The 19,033-nt window shown below is 66.0% G+C and carries 13 protein-coding genes and 2 tRNA genes; 6 read left to right on the forward strand and 9 right to left on the reverse strand.

All coding sequences use genetic code 11. The annotated features are described in order from the left end of the window. Nucleotides 1-473 precede the first annotated feature (473 nt). The 5 genes from J0I99_RS15630 to cpdR form a co-directional block, all read right to left on the reverse strand. Nucleotides 474-1,130 carry an outer membrane protein gene (locus tag J0I99_RS15630; RefSeq protein ID WP_291398556.1) on the reverse strand — a complete coding sequence of 219 codons (657 nt, stop codon included), beginning with the start codon at nt 1,128-1,130 and terminating at the stop codon, nt 474-476. Nucleotides 1,131-1,378: 248 nt separating this feature from the next. Further along, complete coding sequence (locus J0I99_RS15635) at nt 1,379-2,083, reverse strand: outer membrane beta-barrel protein (protein ID WP_291398557.1); 705 nt, start codon at nt 2,081-2,083, stop codon at nt 1,379-1,381. A 379-nt stretch (nt 2,084-2,462) separates the two neighbouring features. Continuing rightward, nucleotides 2,463-2,537: transfer RNA gene (locus J0I99_RS15640), tRNA-Val, on the reverse strand. A 149-nt stretch (nt 2,538-2,686) separates the two neighbouring features. Then, a tRNA-Val gene (locus tag J0I99_RS15645) sits at nt 2,687-2,761 on the reverse strand. A gap of 281 nt (nt 2,762-3,042) precedes the next feature. Further along, nucleotides 3,043-3,402 (reverse strand): cell cycle two-component system response regulator CpdR, encoded by a 360-nt coding sequence (gene cpdR / locus J0I99_RS15650; RefSeq protein WP_273958278.1) that lies wholly within the window; start codon nt 3,400-3,402, stop codon nt 3,043-3,045. 191 nt (nt 3,403-3,593) lie between these two features. Between cpdR and J0I99_RS15655 the strand changes: the two genes are divergently transcribed. Beyond that, complete coding sequence (locus J0I99_RS15655; RefSeq protein WP_291398558.1) at nt 3,594-4,490, forward strand: N-formylglutamate amidohydrolase; 897 nt, start codon at nt 3,594-3,596, stop codon at nt 4,488-4,490. Nucleotides 4,491-4,789: 299 nt separating this feature from the next. Continuing rightward, nucleotides 4,790-5,596, forward strand: a complete 807-nt coding sequence (hisN, locus tag J0I99_RS15660) for a histidinol-phosphatase (protein ID WP_291398559.1) — start codon at nt 4,790-4,792, stop codon at nt 5,594-5,596. Between the two features lie 155 nt (nt 5,597-5,751). On the opposite strand, the gene J0I99_RS15665 is transcribed toward hisN, so the two are convergent. Next, entirely contained in the window at nt 5,752-6,726 is a 975-nt protein-coding gene (locus J0I99_RS15665) for an alpha/beta fold hydrolase (protein ID WP_291398560.1), read from the reverse strand. 533 nt (nt 6,727-7,259) lie between these two features. Here J0I99_RS15665 and J0I99_RS15670 point away from each other — a divergent pair. Both J0I99_RS15670 and dps read left to right on the forward strand, forming a co-directional pair. Next, entirely contained in the window at nt 7,260-7,715 is a 456-nt protein-coding gene (locus J0I99_RS15670; protein WP_291398561.1) for an Hsp20 family protein, read from the forward strand. 167 nt (nt 7,716-7,882) lie between these two features. Further along, nucleotides 7,883-8,356 carry a DNA starvation/stationary phase protection protein Dps gene (gene dps / locus J0I99_RS15675; protein ID WP_291392446.1) on the forward strand — a complete coding sequence of 158 codons (474 nt, stop codon included), beginning with the start codon at nt 7,883-7,885 and terminating at the stop codon, nt 8,354-8,356. 541 nt (nt 8,357-8,897) lie between these two features. Here dps and J0I99_RS15680 read toward each other — a convergent pair. Beyond that, nucleotides 8,898-9,404, reverse strand: coding sequence for a cupin domain-containing protein (locus tag J0I99_RS15680; RefSeq protein WP_291391103.1), 507 nt, complete (start codon nt 9,402-9,404; stop codon nt 8,898-8,900). 628 nt (nt 9,405-10,032) lie between these two features. Between J0I99_RS15680 and gltB the strand changes: the two genes are divergently transcribed. Both gltB and J0I99_RS15690 read left to right on the forward strand, forming a co-directional pair. Beyond that, nucleotides 10,033-14,700, forward strand: a complete 4,668-nt coding sequence (gene gltB, locus J0I99_RS15685; RefSeq protein ID WP_291398562.1) for a glutamate synthase large subunit — start codon at nt 10,033-10,035, stop codon at nt 14,698-14,700. Between the two features lie 5 nt (nt 14,701-14,705). Continuing rightward, nucleotides 14,706-16,124, forward strand: a complete 1,419-nt coding sequence (locus J0I99_RS15690) for a glutamate synthase subunit beta (RefSeq protein ID WP_291398563.1) — start codon at nt 14,706-14,708, stop codon at nt 16,122-16,124. Nucleotides 16,125-16,261: 137 nt separating this feature from the next. On the opposite strand, the gene J0I99_RS15695 is transcribed toward J0I99_RS15690, so the two are convergent. Together J0I99_RS15695 and J0I99_RS15700 are read right to left on the reverse strand one after the other, a co-directional pair. Further along, nucleotides 16,262-17,491, reverse strand: a complete 1,230-nt coding sequence (locus J0I99_RS15695; RefSeq protein ID WP_291398564.1) for a DUF459 domain-containing protein — start codon at nt 17,489-17,491, stop codon at nt 16,262-16,264. A 249-nt stretch (nt 17,492-17,740) separates the two neighbouring features. After that, nucleotides 17,741-18,946: a lytic murein transglycosylase gene (locus tag J0I99_RS15700; protein ID WP_291398565.1), complete on the reverse strand. Its 1,206-nt coding sequence runs from the start codon at nt 18,944-18,946 to the stop codon at nt 17,741-17,743. Between the last annotated feature and the right edge of the window lie 87 nt (nt 18,947-19,033).

Consider the following 19,033-nt stretch of genomic DNA (forward strand, 5'->3'; position numbering starts at 1 on the left):
CAAGGGGGAGGGAGGCGCTGGCCGCATCCCACCGTGCTCGCCTGCCATCAGGGGACGCCCTCTCGTTCTCGCCGCCGGCCTGTGGCGCGCATTCGCCGAGAAGCCGCCTGCCGACGAATGGTGGCTCGTTTGGCAAAAAAAGAAGGGCCGCCCGGAGGCGACCCTTCCCGATTTCGCGGTGTTCGAAGCGGCCCTTCGCCCTCGCGGGGCAGGAAGGCTTCGATCAGGCCAGAGGCTGCTCCGAGCTGCCGGAGATTCCAAAGCCCTTCGAAACCGACGATTTCTTGTGAGACATTGAATCACCTCCTTGGGGCTGGTTGAACATGCACCAAAGGTGGGCCCGATGCGCGTCGATGACAAGGGCAAACCGGCAACACCCGCGAGCGATCGGCCGGCGCAAATCAAAGGCCCCGCCACGGCGGCTGCCGGGGCGGGGCCAGGTCGTCGGTGCGATCAGACGATCGCCAGCCGCATCAGAAGCGGAAGTTCACGCCGGCCGTGATCGCGTGCGAGGTCAGGCCGAAGTCGGTGTCGGTGAGGCCGAGGGTGTAGGTCTTGGTGCCGTAGTCGCTGTAGCGGTACTGCAGGTCGAGCGACACGTTGTCGGCAACGGCGAATTCCACGCCGGCGCCGGCGGTCCAGCCGGTGTGCAGCTGGGTGTCTTCGCTCGGGCCCCCAGCGTCGGTGACGGTGTTGTTGGCGAAGGCCACACCGGCGGTGACGTACGGCAGGAAGGCGCCCGCGTCGATGCCGAGACGGCCGCGGATGCTGCCGGTCCAGTCGGTGTTGTACGAAACCGCGGCGGTATCGCCGCCGTTGATGTCGGCCCAGGCCACGTCGGCCACGATGCCGGCGACCAGCGCCTCGGAAACGGTGAAGTTGTAGCCGGCGGTCACGCCGAGCTGCCAGCCCTCACCCTCGTAGTTGGTGCTGGCGGCGTCGTCAGCGAGCGTGCCCCAGCCGTAGCCGGCGAACGCACCGATGAACGCGCCGTCCCAGTTGCCGCCGGCGGTGTCGACGATGCCGACGGCCGGAGCGGGTTCAGAGACGATCAGGTCGGCAGCCGAGGCCGCCGACGCGAGGGAGACGCCAGCCACACCGGCCAGCAGAGCAATTGCAAAGCGATTCATAGAGTCTACTCCAAGAGAGGGAGCCTGATCGCAAGACCAGGTCGCCGAGGCCTAGACCCTGAAAACGACAAAAGCGACCTCTCCGATCCCGGAAAGTGTCGCCTTGGTGGCCTCTTGGAGAGAGTCGTAGCTTTCCCGCCACACCTGTCTCCGGCATGGCGATTTCAAGGCACGAATGGGGAATTTCGGAGAATTCGACCCCGCCCGGCGAACCGGACGGGGCCGACTTCGGAGGTTCTGTCGCTGACCTAGAAGTGGAAGTTCATCCCGGCCGTGATGCGATCGGTCTGGAGACCGAACACCGGGTTGAATGGACCAGCGCCCACATCATATTCCTGCTCGTCGTACCAGCTGTGGCGGTACTGCAGGTCGAGCGAGATGTTTTCTGCGACTGAGACGGCCACGCCGACACCGGCCGTCCAGCCCATGTGGGTAGCGTCAGCGGTCTCGTTGGCAAAGTCGGAGTAGTGGCTGGCGTTGGCAAATGCCAAACCGGCGGTCAGGTACGGCATGAATGCGCCGGCATCCCATCCAGCGACGCCGCGGATCGAGCCTTCCCAGTTGATGGTGTTTTCGGCGTCGCCAATGATGGGACCGAAATAGTCAGTGCCCGAAACGTTCGACCAGGCGATGTCACCGGCAACACCGAGCACGAAGGAACCACCGACGGTGAAGTTGGCGCCCGCGGTGACGCCGAGCAGCCAGCCGCTGAGATCGAGGTCGCAGCCCTCGTCATCGGACCCGCATGGCCCGCCCCCGCCATTGGTATGGTCCGCCAAGCCCCAGCCGGCGCCCGCGAACACGCCGACATACGGCCCGTCCCAGTTACCGCCCATATCCACGACGCCAACGGCCGGCGCGGGCTCGTCGACAATCAGGTCCGCTGCAAAAGCGCCCGACGACAGACCTGCGGCCATCGCGGACGCAACGAAAATAGTCTTAGTGAATCTCATGCTTGCCTCCTACTAGGTAAGGACAGTCAACCATGCCTCCGCCGCGGAATCGAGCGGATTCCGCCCAGTAATCGCTGTGTTTGCCGGAGTGTTGCAGCGCCGCATCAATGGTTGCCGGTCCACCCGCGACAGAATTTATGTTGCCTGACAGCCCAGTAAGTGGCGAACGCGGTCGAGACGACCGCCCTGATCACGGCGCCGTGAACTTGCCGGCTACTTGTGGCGGAGGTTCGACAACTGTCTTCACGGCGCGGTGAGGCCGAGCGGGGCAACATCGATTCTGCTTGCCGGATGGCTGGCGCCCGAATGAAGAAGAAGGCTGGCGCCAGAAAGCAGAACCCCCGGCAGCCGGTTCGGCGCCAGGGGCTCGCTGAAAGGATGGTGGGTGCGACAGGGATTGAACCTGTGACCCCCGCCGTGTGAAGGCGATGCTCTCCCGCTGAGCTACGCACCCATCCTCGGGGCCGCCGGCCGGATCGGCCGCGGCGGGAATTCGGGGCCCGGTGCATCGGGCCGTTGCCATTCGAGCATAGCTCTCATGGCCTTCTCACCTAAGATCATGCCACTGGCATGAGCTTGCCCCCCTGGGGCCGTTTCGAAGGATGGTGGGTGTAACAGGGATTGAACCTGTGACCCCTACCATGTCAAGGTAGTGCTCTCCCGCTGAGCTATACACCCATCACTTCGCCGCACCGCCGGGCGCCGCCCGCCGTTGCGAGCGGGGATAGACCATAAAACCCGTTTGCGGGTCAAGGGTCAATTCCGGGGGTGGAAAAGGAGGGCCGCAAGGTTGCTTTTCGTCGCTCTCCGGCGAGCCATTCGGGCACAGCTCTCATGGCCTTCTCGCCTCAGATCGCTCCACTGGAGCGATGCGGCCTACGGGACGGCTCGAAGCCCCTCATCCGGCGCTTCGCGCCAACTTCTCCCTCAAGGGGAGAAGGAAGCCCCGGGGGGAGGAATCACGCCGCGAGCAGGCGCTCGACCTCGTGCACCAGGTCCTTGAGGTGGAAGGGCTTGCTGAGCACCGAGGCATCCCGGGGCGCCTCCGAGTCGGGATTGAGCGCGACGGCGGCAAAGCCGGTGATGAACATCACCTTGAGGTCGGGGTCCAGTTCGGTAGCGCGGCGGGCCAGCTCGATGCCGTCCATCTCCGGCATCACGATATCGCTGAGCAGCAGCGAGAACGGCTCCTCGCGCAGCCGTTCATAGGCCGACCTGCCGTTGTCGAACGAGACGACCTCGTAGCCGGCGGTCTTGAGGGCGCGGGTGAGGAACTGGCGCATGTCGTTGTCGTCCTCGGCCAGCAGAATGCGCTTCATCATCTTCTCTCGCGGTCCCCGTTTCCGGCGTTCTGCCGGTACTCTAGGAGCTGATGTTTAATGCAAGTTTTCCCGATCGGAAACCGGCACCAGCCAAACGTCAACATCCGGCTGACGGCTTATGGACATTCGTCAGGCGGCGCGGCACATTAAATGCCATGACGAGGCGCTTCGGCGCGTGGGGAGCCCCGGTGCAGTCCGACTATTGGGACAGGCCAGCATTCGAGACCATCCGGCCCCGCCGGGTGACGGCCCCGCTGGTTTTCAGCTCCGCCCATTCCGGCCGCGACTATCCCGAGCGCTTCCTGCAGATGACCCGGCTCGACCACCTGTCGATCCGCCAGTCCGAGGACGCCTTCGTCGACGAACTGTTCGCCCGCGCGCCGCACCTCGGCGCGCCGCTGGTCCGGGCGCATTTTCCGCGTGCCTATCTCGACGTCAACCGCGAGCCCTGGGAACTCGATCCCACCATGTTCGTCGAACCGCTCTCGGACCGGTTCAACACCACCAGTCCCCGCGTCGCCGCCGGGCTGGGCACGCTGGCCCGGGTGGTGGCAGAGAACAAGCCGATCTATCGCGAGCGGCTGACGCTGGACGATGCGCGGATGCGCATCGAGGGCATCTACCAGCCCTACCACGCCACCCTGCAGCGCCTGCTCACCGAGGCGCACGGCAGCTTCGGCGTCGCGGTGCTGATCGACTGCCACTCGATGCCGCGGCTGTCGCGCTCCGGCGACCGGCTCGGGCCCGACATCGTGCTCGGCGACCGCTACGGCACGACCTGCGCGCCGATTCTCGCCGACCTGGCCGAGATGATCTTCGCCGGCGCCGGACTGCGCGTGGCGCGCAACCGGCCCTATGCCGGCGGCTTCTGCACCCGCACCTACGGGCGCCCCCAGCACGGCGTGCATGCGCTGCAGATCGAGATCAGCCGGCACCTCTACATGAACGAGGTCACGCTGGAAAAGAATGACGGCTTTGCCGCCATGCGGCAGCTCGTCGACCGACTGCTGACGACGCTGATCGCCATGGACCCGGGGCTGTTGCAGCCGGCCGTGCCGGCGGGACAAAGATACGCTGCGGAGTGAGGTACACCGCGCCCCAGAAAAACGGGCCGCCGGAGCGGCCCAGTCAAGGGAGGAAACGATTGGCAGCCAGACGCCTGGGCCCAAGTCGCGGCGAAGGTTTCGAGCCGCCCATCCATCATGCACCTTCCGGAGTGAACTGATTTGCGCACCGGAACAAGGCGAACTGAAGTCATCAACAGGAAATTCGCAACCCTGTTGCAAAAATGATTCAGGACTGCCAAGCACTATTCGGCGCGGCCGGTTCAAAGCAGCGGCTAATGTGCTGTGAAACTTAAACAAAAGCCGGCGCGGGGGCCTGCATGACCGATACTCTTCTTGGCGGGCTCGACGCCGACCTGGTTGGCCGCACGCTGCTCGATGCCGCCGAAATTGCGGCGGAGCACACCCTGCCCCGCTTCCGCTCGGGCCTTGCGGTGGACAACAAGCTCGAACAGGGCTTCGACCCGGTGACCGAAGCCGACCGCGAGGCGGAGCGCGCCATCCGCGAGCTGCTCGGCGAGCGCTTCCCGGAGCACGCCATCATCGGCGAGGAGTGGGACGACAAGCAGGGGAGCGGGCGCTTCGCCTGGATCATCGACCCCATCGACGGCACTCGCGCCTTCATCACCGGCGTGCCGGTCTGGGGCACGCTGGTCGGGCTGACCGTCGATGGCAAGGCCGTCGCGGGCCTCATGGCGCAGCCCTTCACCGGCGAGATCTACATGAGCCTCCCCGGCGAGGCGAGCTACTACCGCGGCTTCGACAAGGAGCCGATGCACACGTCGCGGGTCACCGAGCTCGGCAAGGCCAAGCTGACCACCACGTCGCCTGACCTGTTCGAGCAGAACGGCCTCACCGGGCCGTGGGACCGGCTGCGCGGCAAGGTACTGACCACGCGCTACGGGCTCGATTGCTACGGCTATGCGCTGATGGCTGCCGGCCACATTGATCTCGTCGTCGAGGCGGCGCTGAAGGATGTCGACATCTGCCCGCTGATTCCGCTGATCGAGAACGCCGGCGGGGTAGTCACCACGTGGGACGGCGGCCGTGCCGAACAGGGCGGCAACTGCGTCGCCGCGGCGACGCCGGAACTGCACGCGGCGGCGATGGCAGCGCTCAGGGGGTGACGGATCGTCCCCTCATCCGTCTCGCTTCGCTCGCCACCTTCTCCCTCGAGGGGAGAAGGAAGAAGGCGCGCCGCCTCGCCGCTGGGGCACCGTGTCCCCTCTCCCCTTGAGGGAGAGGGTGGATCGCGCGAAGGCCGGGACGGGTGAGGGGACGCCTACGTGCTCTGCTCGGTCACGAACGCATCGAAGGCGGCGAAGACCTGCGCGCGGATGGCGTCGTTTTCCATGAACATCTCGTGCCGGGCGCCGGGCACGACGACGTGCCGGCCGGTGCGCATCCTGAGGCCAAGGGTCTCGATGGCGTTGGTCGACACGATCTGGTCCTGCGCCGCCGCCAGCATCAGCACCGGGATGCGCACCGCGCCGGGGAACTGGTCGGTGGCCGCACCGGCCATGGCGGCGAAGGCGGACGCGGCCCAGCGCACGGTCGGAGCCCCGATGGTGAGGTCCGGCCGGGCCTTCAGCACCTCGCTGCTGCGATTGAAGCGGACGGGATCGGAGGTCAGCGGATTGCCGGCAAAGCTCTGCTCGGTCTGCGGCTTGTCGCCCGGCCGGCCGATCGGAAGGCGTCCGAGCCCGAGACTGGCGAGCGTGCCGGCCAGCCGCGCCATGCCGGCCATGCCGAAGGGCTGCCCGTCGAGGCCGACCATCGGCGCGGAGAGGAAGATGCGCTCGAACATCATGCGGTCGCGGATGCCGGCGTACAGGCTGACCAGCCCGCCCATCGAGTGGCCGACGAGATAGTAGGGCGCCGGGCAATCGGGCAGCAGGATCGAGCCGTGGAAGGCCTTGAGGTCCTCCCAGTAGTCGTCGAAGCGCCGGACGTAGCCCAGTCGCGGGTTACCGATCAGCCGCTGGCTGCCGCCCTGCCCGCGCCAGTCGAAGGTGGCGACGGCAAAGCCGCGCGACTGGAAATCGGCGATCGTCTCGAAATACTTCTCGATGAACTCGCAGCGGCCCTGCACAAGGCAGATGGTGCCGCGCGGCGCGCCCTGCCCCTTGGGAAAGGTGGCATAGCGCAGCCGGATCTTGTCGGCGGCCTCGAAATAGCCGACGCGGGCCCCCTCGGGCACCGGGTTGGAGGGCACCACGGCAAGTGTTGGTCCGTTGGGATCGACGATGGCGTTCATGGCGATTCCTTAGCGGATTCCGGCGCTTCGCAATATGGTGTGCATGGCACGCGGCGGCCTTCTTCACCAGCCGTCATCCCAGCGAAAGCTGGGACCCAACCATCCACCTGCGCGGGCTGAGAAATGGGTCCCCGCTTTCTGAGGGATGACAGCCTGTAGGAGTGACGATGGTACCCATGGGCAGCCAATCGCCACGCCCCAAACAGAAAAGCCAGCGCCTCGGTTGAGGCACTGGCTTTCCAGTGACGGCCGCCTTGCGGGGGGCGGGTGAAGGCGGCGCATTCGGTGTGCCCTGCAGCAGACAGTAAGCACAGTCCCGCTTATAGGGAGGGCCGCCTGAACCGGTATTGATCGGGGCATTCATCTTCGGTTCATCGAGGTGAATTGCCCTCTTGAACGCCCGTTTCCGCTTCCTAAATCAATGCTGTCCGCCGGGTGACCCCGGGGACCGGGAACCCGGGAATGAAGGCTCGCCCGCTTGGGGAGCCAGCATGGGACACCCGTACATCCACGTTGCTCAAGGAGAATGTGAAATGGCTGCGTACGATTTTTCCCCCTTCTATCGTTCGACCGTCGGTTTCGACCGCGTGTTCAACCGCCTCGACGCGCTGGTGGGCCAGGAACAGAAGACCTACCCGCCCTACAACATCGAGAAGGTCGGTGCTGACGACTACCGCATCTCGATCGCCGTCGCGGGCTTCGCCGAAGGCGACATCGCCATCGAGAGCAAGGAGAACAACCTCGTCGTGAAGGGCGCCAAGGCCCAGGAGAGCGAGGACAAGGCCCGCGAGTTCCTGCACCGCGGCATTGCCGAGCGCGCCTTCGAGCTGCGCTTCCAGCTGGCCGACTATGTCGAGGTCGCCGGCGCCAGCCTCGAGAACGGCCTGCTGCACATCGAGCTCAAGCGCGAGATTCCCGAGTCCAAGAAGGCCCGCCAGATCCCGATCGCGGCCGGCACCAAGACGATCGAGGACAAATCGGTCAACTGATCCGGTCACGAACAGCCTGGCGAGCCAGGCGGTCTGATCGCCAGGGGAACGGAACGGGGCGTGGTCCGCAAGGGCCGCGCCCTTTTTCGTTGCCCGCGCCGGTAGGCAGGAACCTCGATGCCGCTCCGCCGTTGCCTGAACGGTTCAACGCGTCACCGGAGTGTGCCATGAAATCCCCCGAGATCGGGCTCAAGTCCAACACCAAGTCCGAGATGATCGACCTGCTGAACGCCCGCCTCGCCGACGCGATCGACCTGGCGCTCGTCACCAAGCAGGCCCACTGGAACCTCAAGGGCCCGACCTTCATCGCCGTGCATGAGCTGCTCGACCAGTTGCGGGACGATATCGACGAGCACGTGGACATCATCGCCGAGCGGGTCGCGCAGCTGGACGGCATCGCCATGGGCACGCTGCAGGCCGTGAGCAAGGCCAGCAAGCTCGCCCCCTACCCCACGGACATCCGCAAGGTGCCCGACCACGTCGGCGCCCTGGTCGAGCGCTACGCGGCGCTCAGCAAGTCCACGCGCGAGAGCATCGACACCGCTGACGAAGCCGGCGACGCCGACACGGCCGATATCTTCACGGCGTTCTCGCGCGCGCTCGACAAGGACCTCTGGTTCTTGAAGAGCCACCTCGAATAGCCGGACGGCAAGCAGCCGAACCCCGGCGAGCCTCCGCTCCCGGGTCTTGGCTCAGTCTCGCCGCTTCCGAGGATGCGGCATGGGCGGGACTTCGTCCCTATTATGCCGGTCTACCGGCTCAGTAGTCGGTGGGACTGTCGCCCCGCCCATTGCGAAGGGACTTATGGCGCACGGCACCGCGAAGCGATGCAGGAACCGCAGTCACCCCAGATGCAACGGCTCTACATTGGGGCGCGAGGTGGGGGGATAAGTTTTCTACGACCTCCGCAATTCGGTGCGTGGGGCGCCCCTCCCCACGAGGGGGAGGGAGACGCGGCGGCACGGTCCGTGCCTGCCACTGGCCCTGCACAATACTCGGTGTCATCCCCGCGGAAGCGGGGATCTCCGTTGGGCCGCGCGCACCACGAACAGAGGTTCCCGCTTTCGCGGGAATGACCCGGTGGGTGGGGAGGTCTTGCTACTTCCCCCATCATCGATGTCAGCTGGCGGATGTTGTGATGGAGCCCCCCACGGGGCACGGAGCCACCGTAGTGGGGGTCTGCTACTTCCGTGTCCCGGCCCGGGCGTTGCCGTCGTGCGGGCCGAGTTCGTTGCGGGGACCGTCGTCCCAGGCGCGGCCACGCCTGCGGAACAGGTCCATGCGTTCGGGGTTGAGCGGATAGTAGAGCTGGTTGCCCTCGACCTGGTGCTCCCCGACGATGAGCAGGTGCACGTCGGCGTCGGAATTGTTGAGAAAACTGTGCGCGATGCCGGTACCGGCGGGGAAGCCGACGCCATCGCCGGGTTCGAGCGGGTACAGCTCGCCGTCGACCCACACATCGGGCGTCCCCTGCAAGATGTAGACGAACTCCTCTTCCCTGCTTTCGGCATGCGGGTGCGACGAGCGGTTGCCAGGCGGCAGCACCTCGAGATTGATGCCGATCCGACTCAACCCAAAATGCTGCCCGAAGCGGGCACCGGCACCCTGCATGCCGACGGGCTCGCGCTCATAGGGTTTCAGGAGGTCGGAATAGTGGGCGATGAACGGCGGGCGCGGGCGGACGGACATGGCGGACTCCGGCAATTTCGTGTGGCGGAACATGAGCATCTGCCGGGCGCGATGTCGACTGCCGACGCGCGAGCAAGCGTACCGGCGGGTTCTCAGCCGTGCTATTTCCTATCCCGGGTGACCGCATGAATCGGCCGGTTTCCGGCTTTCTCAGGCGCCCTGCGCCCCTCAACTCCTACAGTTTGCCTATTCGGTCCCCGTCATTTCCTACGCGCGACTGTCACAGGACGGCAAAAAAGTGATCCGGGGCGCTTGCCCACGGTTCTGAATTGTGCGAATCTAGCCTCGATAGGACAGCATGTCTGTCCAATTTCGTGAGCGGCCGGTCTCCCCGGATGCGTTTCACACGCCGATCCGGCTGGCCCGCTTGTCGATAGCGGAAACGGAGGGCGGGGCCTTATCGAGCCCGAATGAGCGGCCATTTGGATGCAGAGCCGCTCCCCACTAAAGGATTGCGCCCTCGGATTCGAGCCGTACACTGAAGTACGACTGGAGCCTGATGGCGTGCCGAAAGGAATGAACCGGCGGGGCGCGACGCCCCGACCAGATGACGACTGCAAGACAGAGGACTTTGCACATGGCTGCTGAGCGGAACGGAAGACAATCACCCCCCGTCATGGACGCCGGCATGCGCAAAGACCTCCCAGCCGGCGTCATGCGGCCCGAGGCCGGGGGGCTCTACGATCCGACGCGTGAACACGATGCCTGCGGTGTCGGCTTCATCGTCAACCTCAAGAACATCCCGAGCCAGAAGACCGTCCAGAACGGCCTGAAGATCCTCGAGAACCTCGAGCATCGTGGTGCCGTGGGCGCCGACCCGCTGATGGGCGACGGCGCCGGCATCATGGTGCAGATCCCGCACAAGTTCTTCCTCAAGGAAAGCGCCCGGCTCGGTCTCCGCCTGCCCGAGAAGGGCCGGTATGCCGTCGGCTTCATCTTCATGCCGCAGGACGCCGAACTGCGCCTGAAGATGGAACGCGTCGTCAACAAGGTGATCGAGGACGAGGGCCAGTCGGTCATCGGCTGGCGCGACGTGCCGTCCGACAACGCCTCGCTGAGCAAGGATCCCGAGATCGTGGCCACCGAGCCGTTTCACCGCCAGGTGATCATCGGCAGGGGCGACGATGTCGCCGACGAGGAGACGTTCGAGCGCAAGCTCTACATCATCCGCAAGGTGATCTCGGCCAAGATCTTCTCGGCCTTCGAAGGCAAGCCGAACGACTTCTACATCGTGTCGATGAGCTGCCGCACGCTGGTCTACAAGGGCATGTTCCTCAGCTGGCAGCTGAGCGCTTACTACAAGGACCTGCACGACCCGGATTTCGAGTCGGCGCTCGCGCTCGTCCACCAGCGCTTCTCCACCAACACCTTCCCGTCCTGGCGGCTGGCGCACCCCTATCGCTTCGTCTGCCACAACGGCGAGATCAACACCGTCCGCGGCAACGTCAACTGGATGGCGGCGCGCCAGGCCTCGGTGTCCTCGCCGCTGTTCGGCGCCGACATCAACAAGCTCTGGCCGATTTCCTACCCCGGGCAGTCGGACACCGCTTGCTTCGACAACGCGCTCGAGTTCCTGCTGCGCGGCGGCTATTCGCTACCGCACGCGGCGATGATGCTCATCCCCGAGGCTTGGGCCGGCAACCCGCTCATGGATGAGGACCGCAAGGCCTTCTACGAGTACCACGCCGCGCTGATGGAGCCGTGGGACGGCCCGGCCGCCATGTGCTTTTCGGACGGCATCCATATCGGCGCGACGCTCGACCGCAATGGCCTCAGGCCCGCGCGCTACCTGGTCACCGAGGACGACGAGGTCGTCATGTCGTCGGAAGCCGGCGTGCTGCCGATCCCGGCCGAAAAGATCAAGAAGAAGTGGCGCCTGCAGCCCGGCAAGATGCTGCTGATCGACCTGAAGCAGGGCCGCATCGTCTCCGACGAGGAGATCAAGGCCGAGCTCGCCACCGCGCTTCCCTACAAGCAGTGGCTGGGCCGCACCCAGATCGTGCTCGAGGAACTGCCGCCCGTGCATTTCGAGCCCAAGACCTCGGACATCCCGCTGCTCGATCGCCAGCAGGCCTTCGGCTACACCCAGGAGGACCTGAAGTTCATCCTGCCGCCGATGGCCGCCACCGGCCAGGAAGCGGTCGGCTCGATGGGCACGGACACCCCGATCTCGGCGCTCTCCAACAAGAGCAAGCTGCTCTACTCCTACTTCAAGCAGAACTTCGCGCAGGTGACGAACCCGCCGATCGACTCGATCCGCGAAGAGCTGGTGATGAGCCTCGTCTCGTTCATCGGGCCGCGGCCGAACGTGCTCGACCTCAACGGCGGCAACAGCCGCCAGCGCCTCGAGGTGCGCCAGCCGATCCTGACCAACGAGGATCTCGAGAAGATCCGCGCCATCGGCGGCATGGAGGACAATCCGTTCCGTTCGAAGACGCTGGACATCACCTATCCGGTGTCGGAAGGCGCCGACGGGATGAAGGCCGCGCTCGACCAGCTGTTCTCGGACGCCGAGATGGCCGTCCACTCGGGCGACAACATCATCATCCTGTCGGACCGGGCGATGAGCCGCGACCGGGTGGCGATCCCGGCGCTCCTCGCAACCGCCGGTATCCATCATCACCTGATCCGCAAGGGCCTCAGGACCTCGGTGGGTCTCGTCGTCGAGACCGGCGAAGCGCGCGAAATCCACCATTTCTGCGCTCTGGCCGGCTATGGCGCAGAAGCGATCAACCCGTACCTGGCGTTCGAGACTCTCGCCGCCATGAAGGACGACCTGCCGGGCGAACTCGACGCGGACGAGATCATCTACCGCTACATCAAGGCGATCGGTAAGGGCATCCTGAAGGTCACCGCCAAGATGGGCATCTCGACCTATCAGTCCTATTGCGGCGCCCAGATCTTCGACGCCGTCGGCCTGAGCTCGGACTTCGTCAACACCTACTTCACCGGCACCGCGACCACCATCGAGGGAGCGGGCCTGAGGGAGATCGCCGAGGAGACCGTGCTGCGGCACAAGGATGCGTTCGGCAACTCGCCGGTGCTCGAGGACGTGCTCGACGTCGGCGGCGACTACGCCTTCCGCCAGCGCGGCGAGGCGCATGTCTGGCGCTCCGAGACCGTCTCGAACCTGCAGCACGCGGCCCGCGGCAACGCCCGCGACAAGTACCGCGAGTTCGCGCGCCTGGTGAACGAGGTCGAGGACAAGTACGTCACCATCCGCTCGCTCTTCCGCATCCGGAAGGCCGACGAGGATGGCCGCCAGCCGGTGGCGCTCGACCAGGTCGAGCCGGCCGTCGAGATCGTCAAGCGCTTCTCGACTGGCGCCATGTCCTATGGCTCGATCTCGCTCGAGGCGCACACGACGCTCGCCATCGCGATGAACCGCATCGGCGGTAAGTCGAACACCGGCGAGGGCGGCGAGGAGCCCGACCGCTTCAAGCCGCTCCCCAACGGCGACAGCAAGCGCTCGGCGATCAAGCAGGTGGCCTCGGGCCGCTTCGGCGTGACCACGGAATACCTGGTCAACTCCGACATGATGCAGATCAAGATGGCCCAGGGCGCCAAGCCCGGCGAGGGCGGCCAGCTGCCCGGCGACAAGGTGAACGACACCATCGCCAAGGTGCGTCACTCGACCCCGGGTGTCGGCCTCATCTCGCCGCCGCCGCACCACGACATCTACTCGATCGAGGACCTGGCCCAGCTGATCTTCGATTTGAAGAACGTCAACCCGGACGGCGCCGTCTCGGTCAAGCTCGTCTCCGAAGTCGGCGTCGGCACGGTTGCCGCCGGCGTCGCCAAGGCGCGCGCCGACCACGTCACCATCTCGGGCTACGAGGGCGGCACGGGTGCGTCCCCGCTGACCTCGCTGAAGCATGCCGGCAGCCCTTGGGAAATCGGCCTCGCCGAGACCCAGCAGACGCTGGTGCGCAACAAGCTTCGCAGCCGCATCGCGGTGCAGGTCGACGGCGGCGTGCGTACCGGCCGTGACGTGGTGATCGGTGCCCTGCTCGGTGCCGACGAGTTCGGCCTCGCCACCGCGCCGCTGATCGCGGCCGGCTGCGTGATGATGCGCAAGTGCCACCTCAACACCTGCCCGGTCGGCGTCGCCACCCAGGACCCGGTGCTGCGCGCCCGCTTCACCGGCAAGCCCGAGCACGTCATCAACTACCTCTTCTTCGTCGCCGAGGAAGTGCGCGAGCTGATGGCCGAGATGGGTTACACCCGGTTCGAGGAAATGGTCGGGCAGATGCAGATGCTCGACAAGACCGAGGCGATCTCGCACTGGAAGGCCAAGGGGCTGGACTTCTCCAAGCTCTTCCACAAGCCGTTCGCGGCCGAGGGCGTGGGCATCACCCATACCGAGGGCCAGAACCATCCGATCGACAAGGTGCTCGACCGCAAGCTGATCGAAGCGGCCCGGCCCGCGCTCGATCACGGCACGCCGGTCAAGATCGTCGAGACGATCACCAGCGTCGATCGTTCGGCCGGCGCCATGCTCGGCGGCGAGGTGGCGAGGCGCTATGGCCATGCCGGCCTCGCCGAGGACACCATCGCGATCGCGCTGACCGGCACCGCCGGCCAGGCCTTCGGCGCCTGGGCGACGCGCGGCATCTCGATCGACCTCGTCGGCGAGGCCAACGACTACGTCGGCAAGGGCCTTTCCGGCGCGCGCCTCGTCGTCCGGCCGCCCGAGGAACGCGGCTTCGTGCCCGAGGATTCGATCATCATCGGCAACACCGCGCTCTACGGCGCCATCACCGGCGAATGCTACTTCCGCGGCGTCGCCGGCGAGCGCTTCGCCGTCCGCAACTCCGGCGCCATCGCGGTCGTCGAGGGTACGGGCGACCATGGCTGCGAGTACATGACCGGCGGCGTGGTGGTGGTGCTGGGCAAGACCGGCCGCAACTTCGCGGCGGGCATGTCGGGCGGCGTGGCCTATGTCCTCGACGAGGACGAGAGCTTCGAGAGCCGCTGCAACATGTCGATGGTCGAGCTCGAGCCGGTCGTCGAGGAGGAAAACCTCGCGGGTCGCGAGTTCGGCCACCATGGCGACCTCGAGACCATGGGCGTGGTCGAGATCCTGCACGACCTGCAGCGTCGCGACGCCGAGCGGCTCTACCAGCTGATCCTGCGGCACAAGACCTTCACCGGTTCGAGCCGCGCCAACCACATCCTGGCCAACTGGGACGACTACCTGCCCAGGTTCCGCAAGGTCATGCCGATCGAGTATCGCAAGGCCCTGCAGAAGATGGAAAAGGCCCGTGAGGCCGCTCAACAGGTCGCGGCGGAGTAAGAACAATGGGCAAGATCACAGGCTTCCTCGAGATCGATCGCGTCGAGCGGGACTATCTCCCGGTCGAAGAGCGGCTGAAGAACTACAACGAGTTCACCATCCCGCTGGGCGACAAGGGCACCCGCGACCAGGCGGCGCGCTGCATGGATTGCGGCGTTCCGTACTGCCACAACGGCTGCCCGGTGAATAACCAGATCCCGGACTGGAACGACCTCGTCTACAAGGGCGAATGGCTGAAGGCGCTGAAGAACCTTCACTCCACCAACAACTTCCCCGAGTTCACCGGCCGCATCTGCCCCGCCCCGTGCGAGGCCAGCTGCACGCTGAACATCCCGGACACCCCGGTGAACATCAAGTCGATCGAATGCGCCATCGTCGACAAGGGCTGGGAAGAAGGCTGGATCACGCCGCAGGTCAACCCGATCAAGACCGGCAGGAAGGTTGCCGTCGTCGGTTCGGGCCCGGCCGGCATGGCCGCCGCGCAGCAGCTCGCCCGCGCCGGCCACGAGGTTCATCTCTATGAGAAGGCCCAGCAGATCGGCGGCCTGATGCGCTACGGCATCCCGAACTTCAAGCTCGACAAGAAGATCATCGACCGCCGCGTCGAGCAGATGGTGGCCGAAGGCGTGGTGCTCCATACCGGCGTCAATGTCGGCAGGGACATCTCGGTCGAGGATCTCGCCAACCAGTACGACGCGATCGCCATGGCTGGCGGCGCCGAGAAGCCGCGCGACCTGCCGATCCCGGGCCGCGAGCTCGACGGCATCCACTTCGCCATGGACTTCCTCAGCCAGCAGAACCGCCGCATCACCGGCGAGCCGCTGAACAACGTCAACCCGATCCTCGCCGGCGGCAAGCACGTCGTCGTCATCGGCGGCGGCGACACCGGCTCGGACTGCATCGGCACCTCGAACCGCCAGGGCGCGCTTACGGTCACCCAGATCGAAATCATGCCCGCCCCGCCCGAGAAGGAGAACAAGGCGCTCGTCTGGCCGAACTGGCCGCTGAAGATGCGGACCTCCTCGAGCCAGGAAGAGGGCGTGGAACGCGACTTCGCCGTGGCAACGATCAAGTTCGACGGCGAGAACGGCAAGGTCACCGGCCTGCAGTGCGCGCGCGCCGACGAGAAGTTCCAACCGATCCCGGGCACCGAGTTCACCCTCAAGGCCGATCTCGTGCTGCTCGCCATGGGCTTCCTCGGCCCGGTGCAGGAGGGCCTGGTGCAGGAGGCCGGCGTCGCCACCGACAAGCGCAGCAACGTCATGGCCGACACCATCAGGTACCAGACCAGCCGGGAGAAGTTCTTCTCGTGCGGCGACATGCGTCGCGGCCAGTCGCTGGTCGTCTGGGCCATCCGCGAAGGGCGCCAGTGCGCCCGCTCGATCGACGAATGGCTGATGGGAACGACCGACCTGCCGCGCTGAGCGGACTGAATGAACAAGGGGCGCCGAGGCGCCCCTTGGCTTTTCACCGTAGAGCTAAGCCGCAGTCATCGCCGCAAGGCATTCTGCTGCTCCCCACACCGGAAAGCGGCATCGCTTCAAGCAGACAGTGACATGACCTAAGGTCCCGCCGGGTTCTCCACCTTGCCCACGCCGAAGGCATCGGCGCGTCCCACGGGCGCTTCGAGCATCTGGGTCAGGTCGAAACCGGCCGGGACGGCGTCGGCCGTGTCGGCGGTGACGAGGTCGACCGCGCGGCGCGTTGCATTGGTCAGCGGAATGACGGCCCCCGCCACCTCGAGCAGCTTCATCTGCCCCAGGCCCTGGTACGGCGGCCTGAGCATCAGCTGGGCATCGGTACCGAGCAGCGGATCGGCCACCTCGATGCCGACGGCGCCGCCGCCGCGATAGTAGTTCCTCAGGCTCTGGCTGACATAGAAGGCGAGCTTGTCGGCGCCGGCGGCAGAGAAGTGGATGCCGTCGTCCTTGCGCATGCGCACCTGGTTGCCGTTGAGGTCGGGCCCGCGCGAGGTGTAGCCGCCATCCTCGGCGGCGAACTTGTCGTAGATATCGAGGAACTCGGCACCACCCGAGAAGGCGGCGAGCCGCTGGATCTCGTTGACCTGGATCATCGCCTTGCCGAACTTGGGCGCTTCCATCGGCGGCAGCCCGATCCAGATCACCGGCTTGTTGGCCGCGCGCATTGCGCGCACCACGTTGCTGACCCGGGCCGAGTACTCGGTGGTCCATTCCGGCGTCAGCGAACCGTAGCTCTGGTCGTTGAGCCGCATCTTCTGGCGGTCGTTGATGCCGATGATGAACACGGCGATATCGAACGTGTTCGCCGCGATCTGCTGGTCGATCGTCTTGGGCCAGTCGAAGAAATCCGGACGCACGAAGCTCGACGAGCCGACGCCCTGCACGATCACGGCCAGGTTCGGGTCGTCGGCATAGAGGCGCTCCAGGGCCAGACCCACGTCGGTCGCCATCGAGTCGCCGAATACGGCGAGACGCGTGGCGCCCGCGGCCTTTTCGATCTTGGGCTTTGCCGGCGGCAGGTCGGCCTTCTTGGGCTTGACCACCGGCTTTTCGACGACGGGCGCCTGTTGCTGTTGTTCCTGCGGGTCGCCGAACAGCAGATCCATCAGCGTGCGCCGCTTCTTGCGCGGGGGCGCCTGGTCGGCCTGTGCGACAAGCATGGGGCCACTCTCGGCCTGCGCGGTGATTGCCGCAGGCGGCGTTACCATCTCGCGCGCTTCGGCAAACATCGTCAGCACGTCGGTGAGCACGAGCGCCAGCACCGCAAGGCCTGCAAGCCAGATCACCAGCCGGTTGGGTTTTCTCTGCATGGGTGCATTTAGCCGATGCGACGGGGCGAATAGAACCCTGCTCGCAACAAATCTACCGCTGTTCTGCTTCCCCCGGAGGGCAGTGCGCATCCGTCCAGCTTTCGATCGATTTCCGAGTCATTCCCGCGAAGGCGGGAACCTCTGTTGGCAGAGCGCGCGGCCAAACGGAGATCCCCGCTTTCGCGGGGATGACCCGGTGGAGGTACGGGGATGACCCGGTGGAGGTGGATTCAAGGGAGGAGGGTTCGGTCACCGTGTCGCCGCGGCCAGCTCCTCATAGCTGCGGAGCGTGATGAAGCCGTCCGCTACCTCGCCCTGCGCCGCCTGGAAGCGTGCATAGGCCGCCTGGCTGACCGGTCCGATGCGCCCGTCGACGACGCCATCGTAGAGCCCGAGGTCAATCAGGGCCTGCTGGATCGCCTTGCGCTGGTTCAGGTTGGGAAACTTGGTGCCGCGCGGCCATGGATGCACGAAGCCGCCCGAGCCCTTCAGCCGGTCGGCCAGGTGGGCGACCGACAGCGCGTAACTGTCGGAGAAGTTGTAACCCTTGAGCACGAGGTAGTTGGCCGTCATCAGAAACTTGGGCCCGCCCTGCCCGGCCGGCGCATAAAGGAACACCGGGGTCGCGAGGTCGGCGAACTGCCGCCCCTTCACCCGCCGCACGCCGCGATCGGCGAAGAACGACGCCGGCCGCAGCTCGTCGCGCGTCGCCAGCAGGTAGTCGAAGCCCGCCGGCACATCGACCTCGAAGCCCCAGTCGAGCCCGGGGCGATAGCCCAGGTCGAGCAGGAACTTGGCGCTCGTCGCCAGCGCGTCGGCGAGCGAATGGTGCAGGTCGATGCGACCGTCGCCATCGCCATCGGAGCCATGCGCGATGACGTTGGACGGGTTGACCTGCAGGTGTCCGATGGCGCCGGCCCAGGAGCCGACCAGTTCGCTCGCCTGCATGTGATTGATCTGCAGCAGCTGCAGTGCGGCGATGAAATCGGCTTCGTCCTGCTTCAGCCGGCCGCGCCGCTGGTGCACCAGCGTGGCCAGCGAGCGGATGATCGGCCGGATCAGCCTGGCGTTGCCGAGCACCGCGCCATAGTCGGTCTCGATGCCCCAGATGGCACCCAGGACATAGGGATCGACGCCGGTGCGCGTGCCGACATCGGCAAACAGCGCGCGGTTGCGCTCGATCGCCGCCTGTCCGCGTTCGATCCGGCCGGTGGTGACGCGCTTGTCGAGATAGTCCCACACCGCGGTGGTGAACTCGGGCTGCGTCTCGACGAGGTCGGGGATGTCCGGATCCGGCGTCAGGCCCGCGGTCGCGGCGCGGTACGTCTCGGCGCTGACGCCGGCCGCTATCGCCCTGGCCTCGAAGTTGCGGAGGAACGACGCGAAGGACTCGACCGGGGCGGCGAGAGCCGGCGTGGCAAGCAGGAGCGCAAACACGATAGCAATGCGAAGCATGCTGGACTTCCCCTCACCCGGCCGCTGACGCGGCCACCCTCTCCCTCAAGGGGAGAGGGTATTGTGGCACGATCTTGCTCCCCTTCC

This window comes from Devosia sp., from assembly GCF_017307495.1.
Classification (GTDB): domain Bacteria; phylum Pseudomonadota; class Alphaproteobacteria; order Rhizobiales; family Devosiaceae; genus Devosia_A.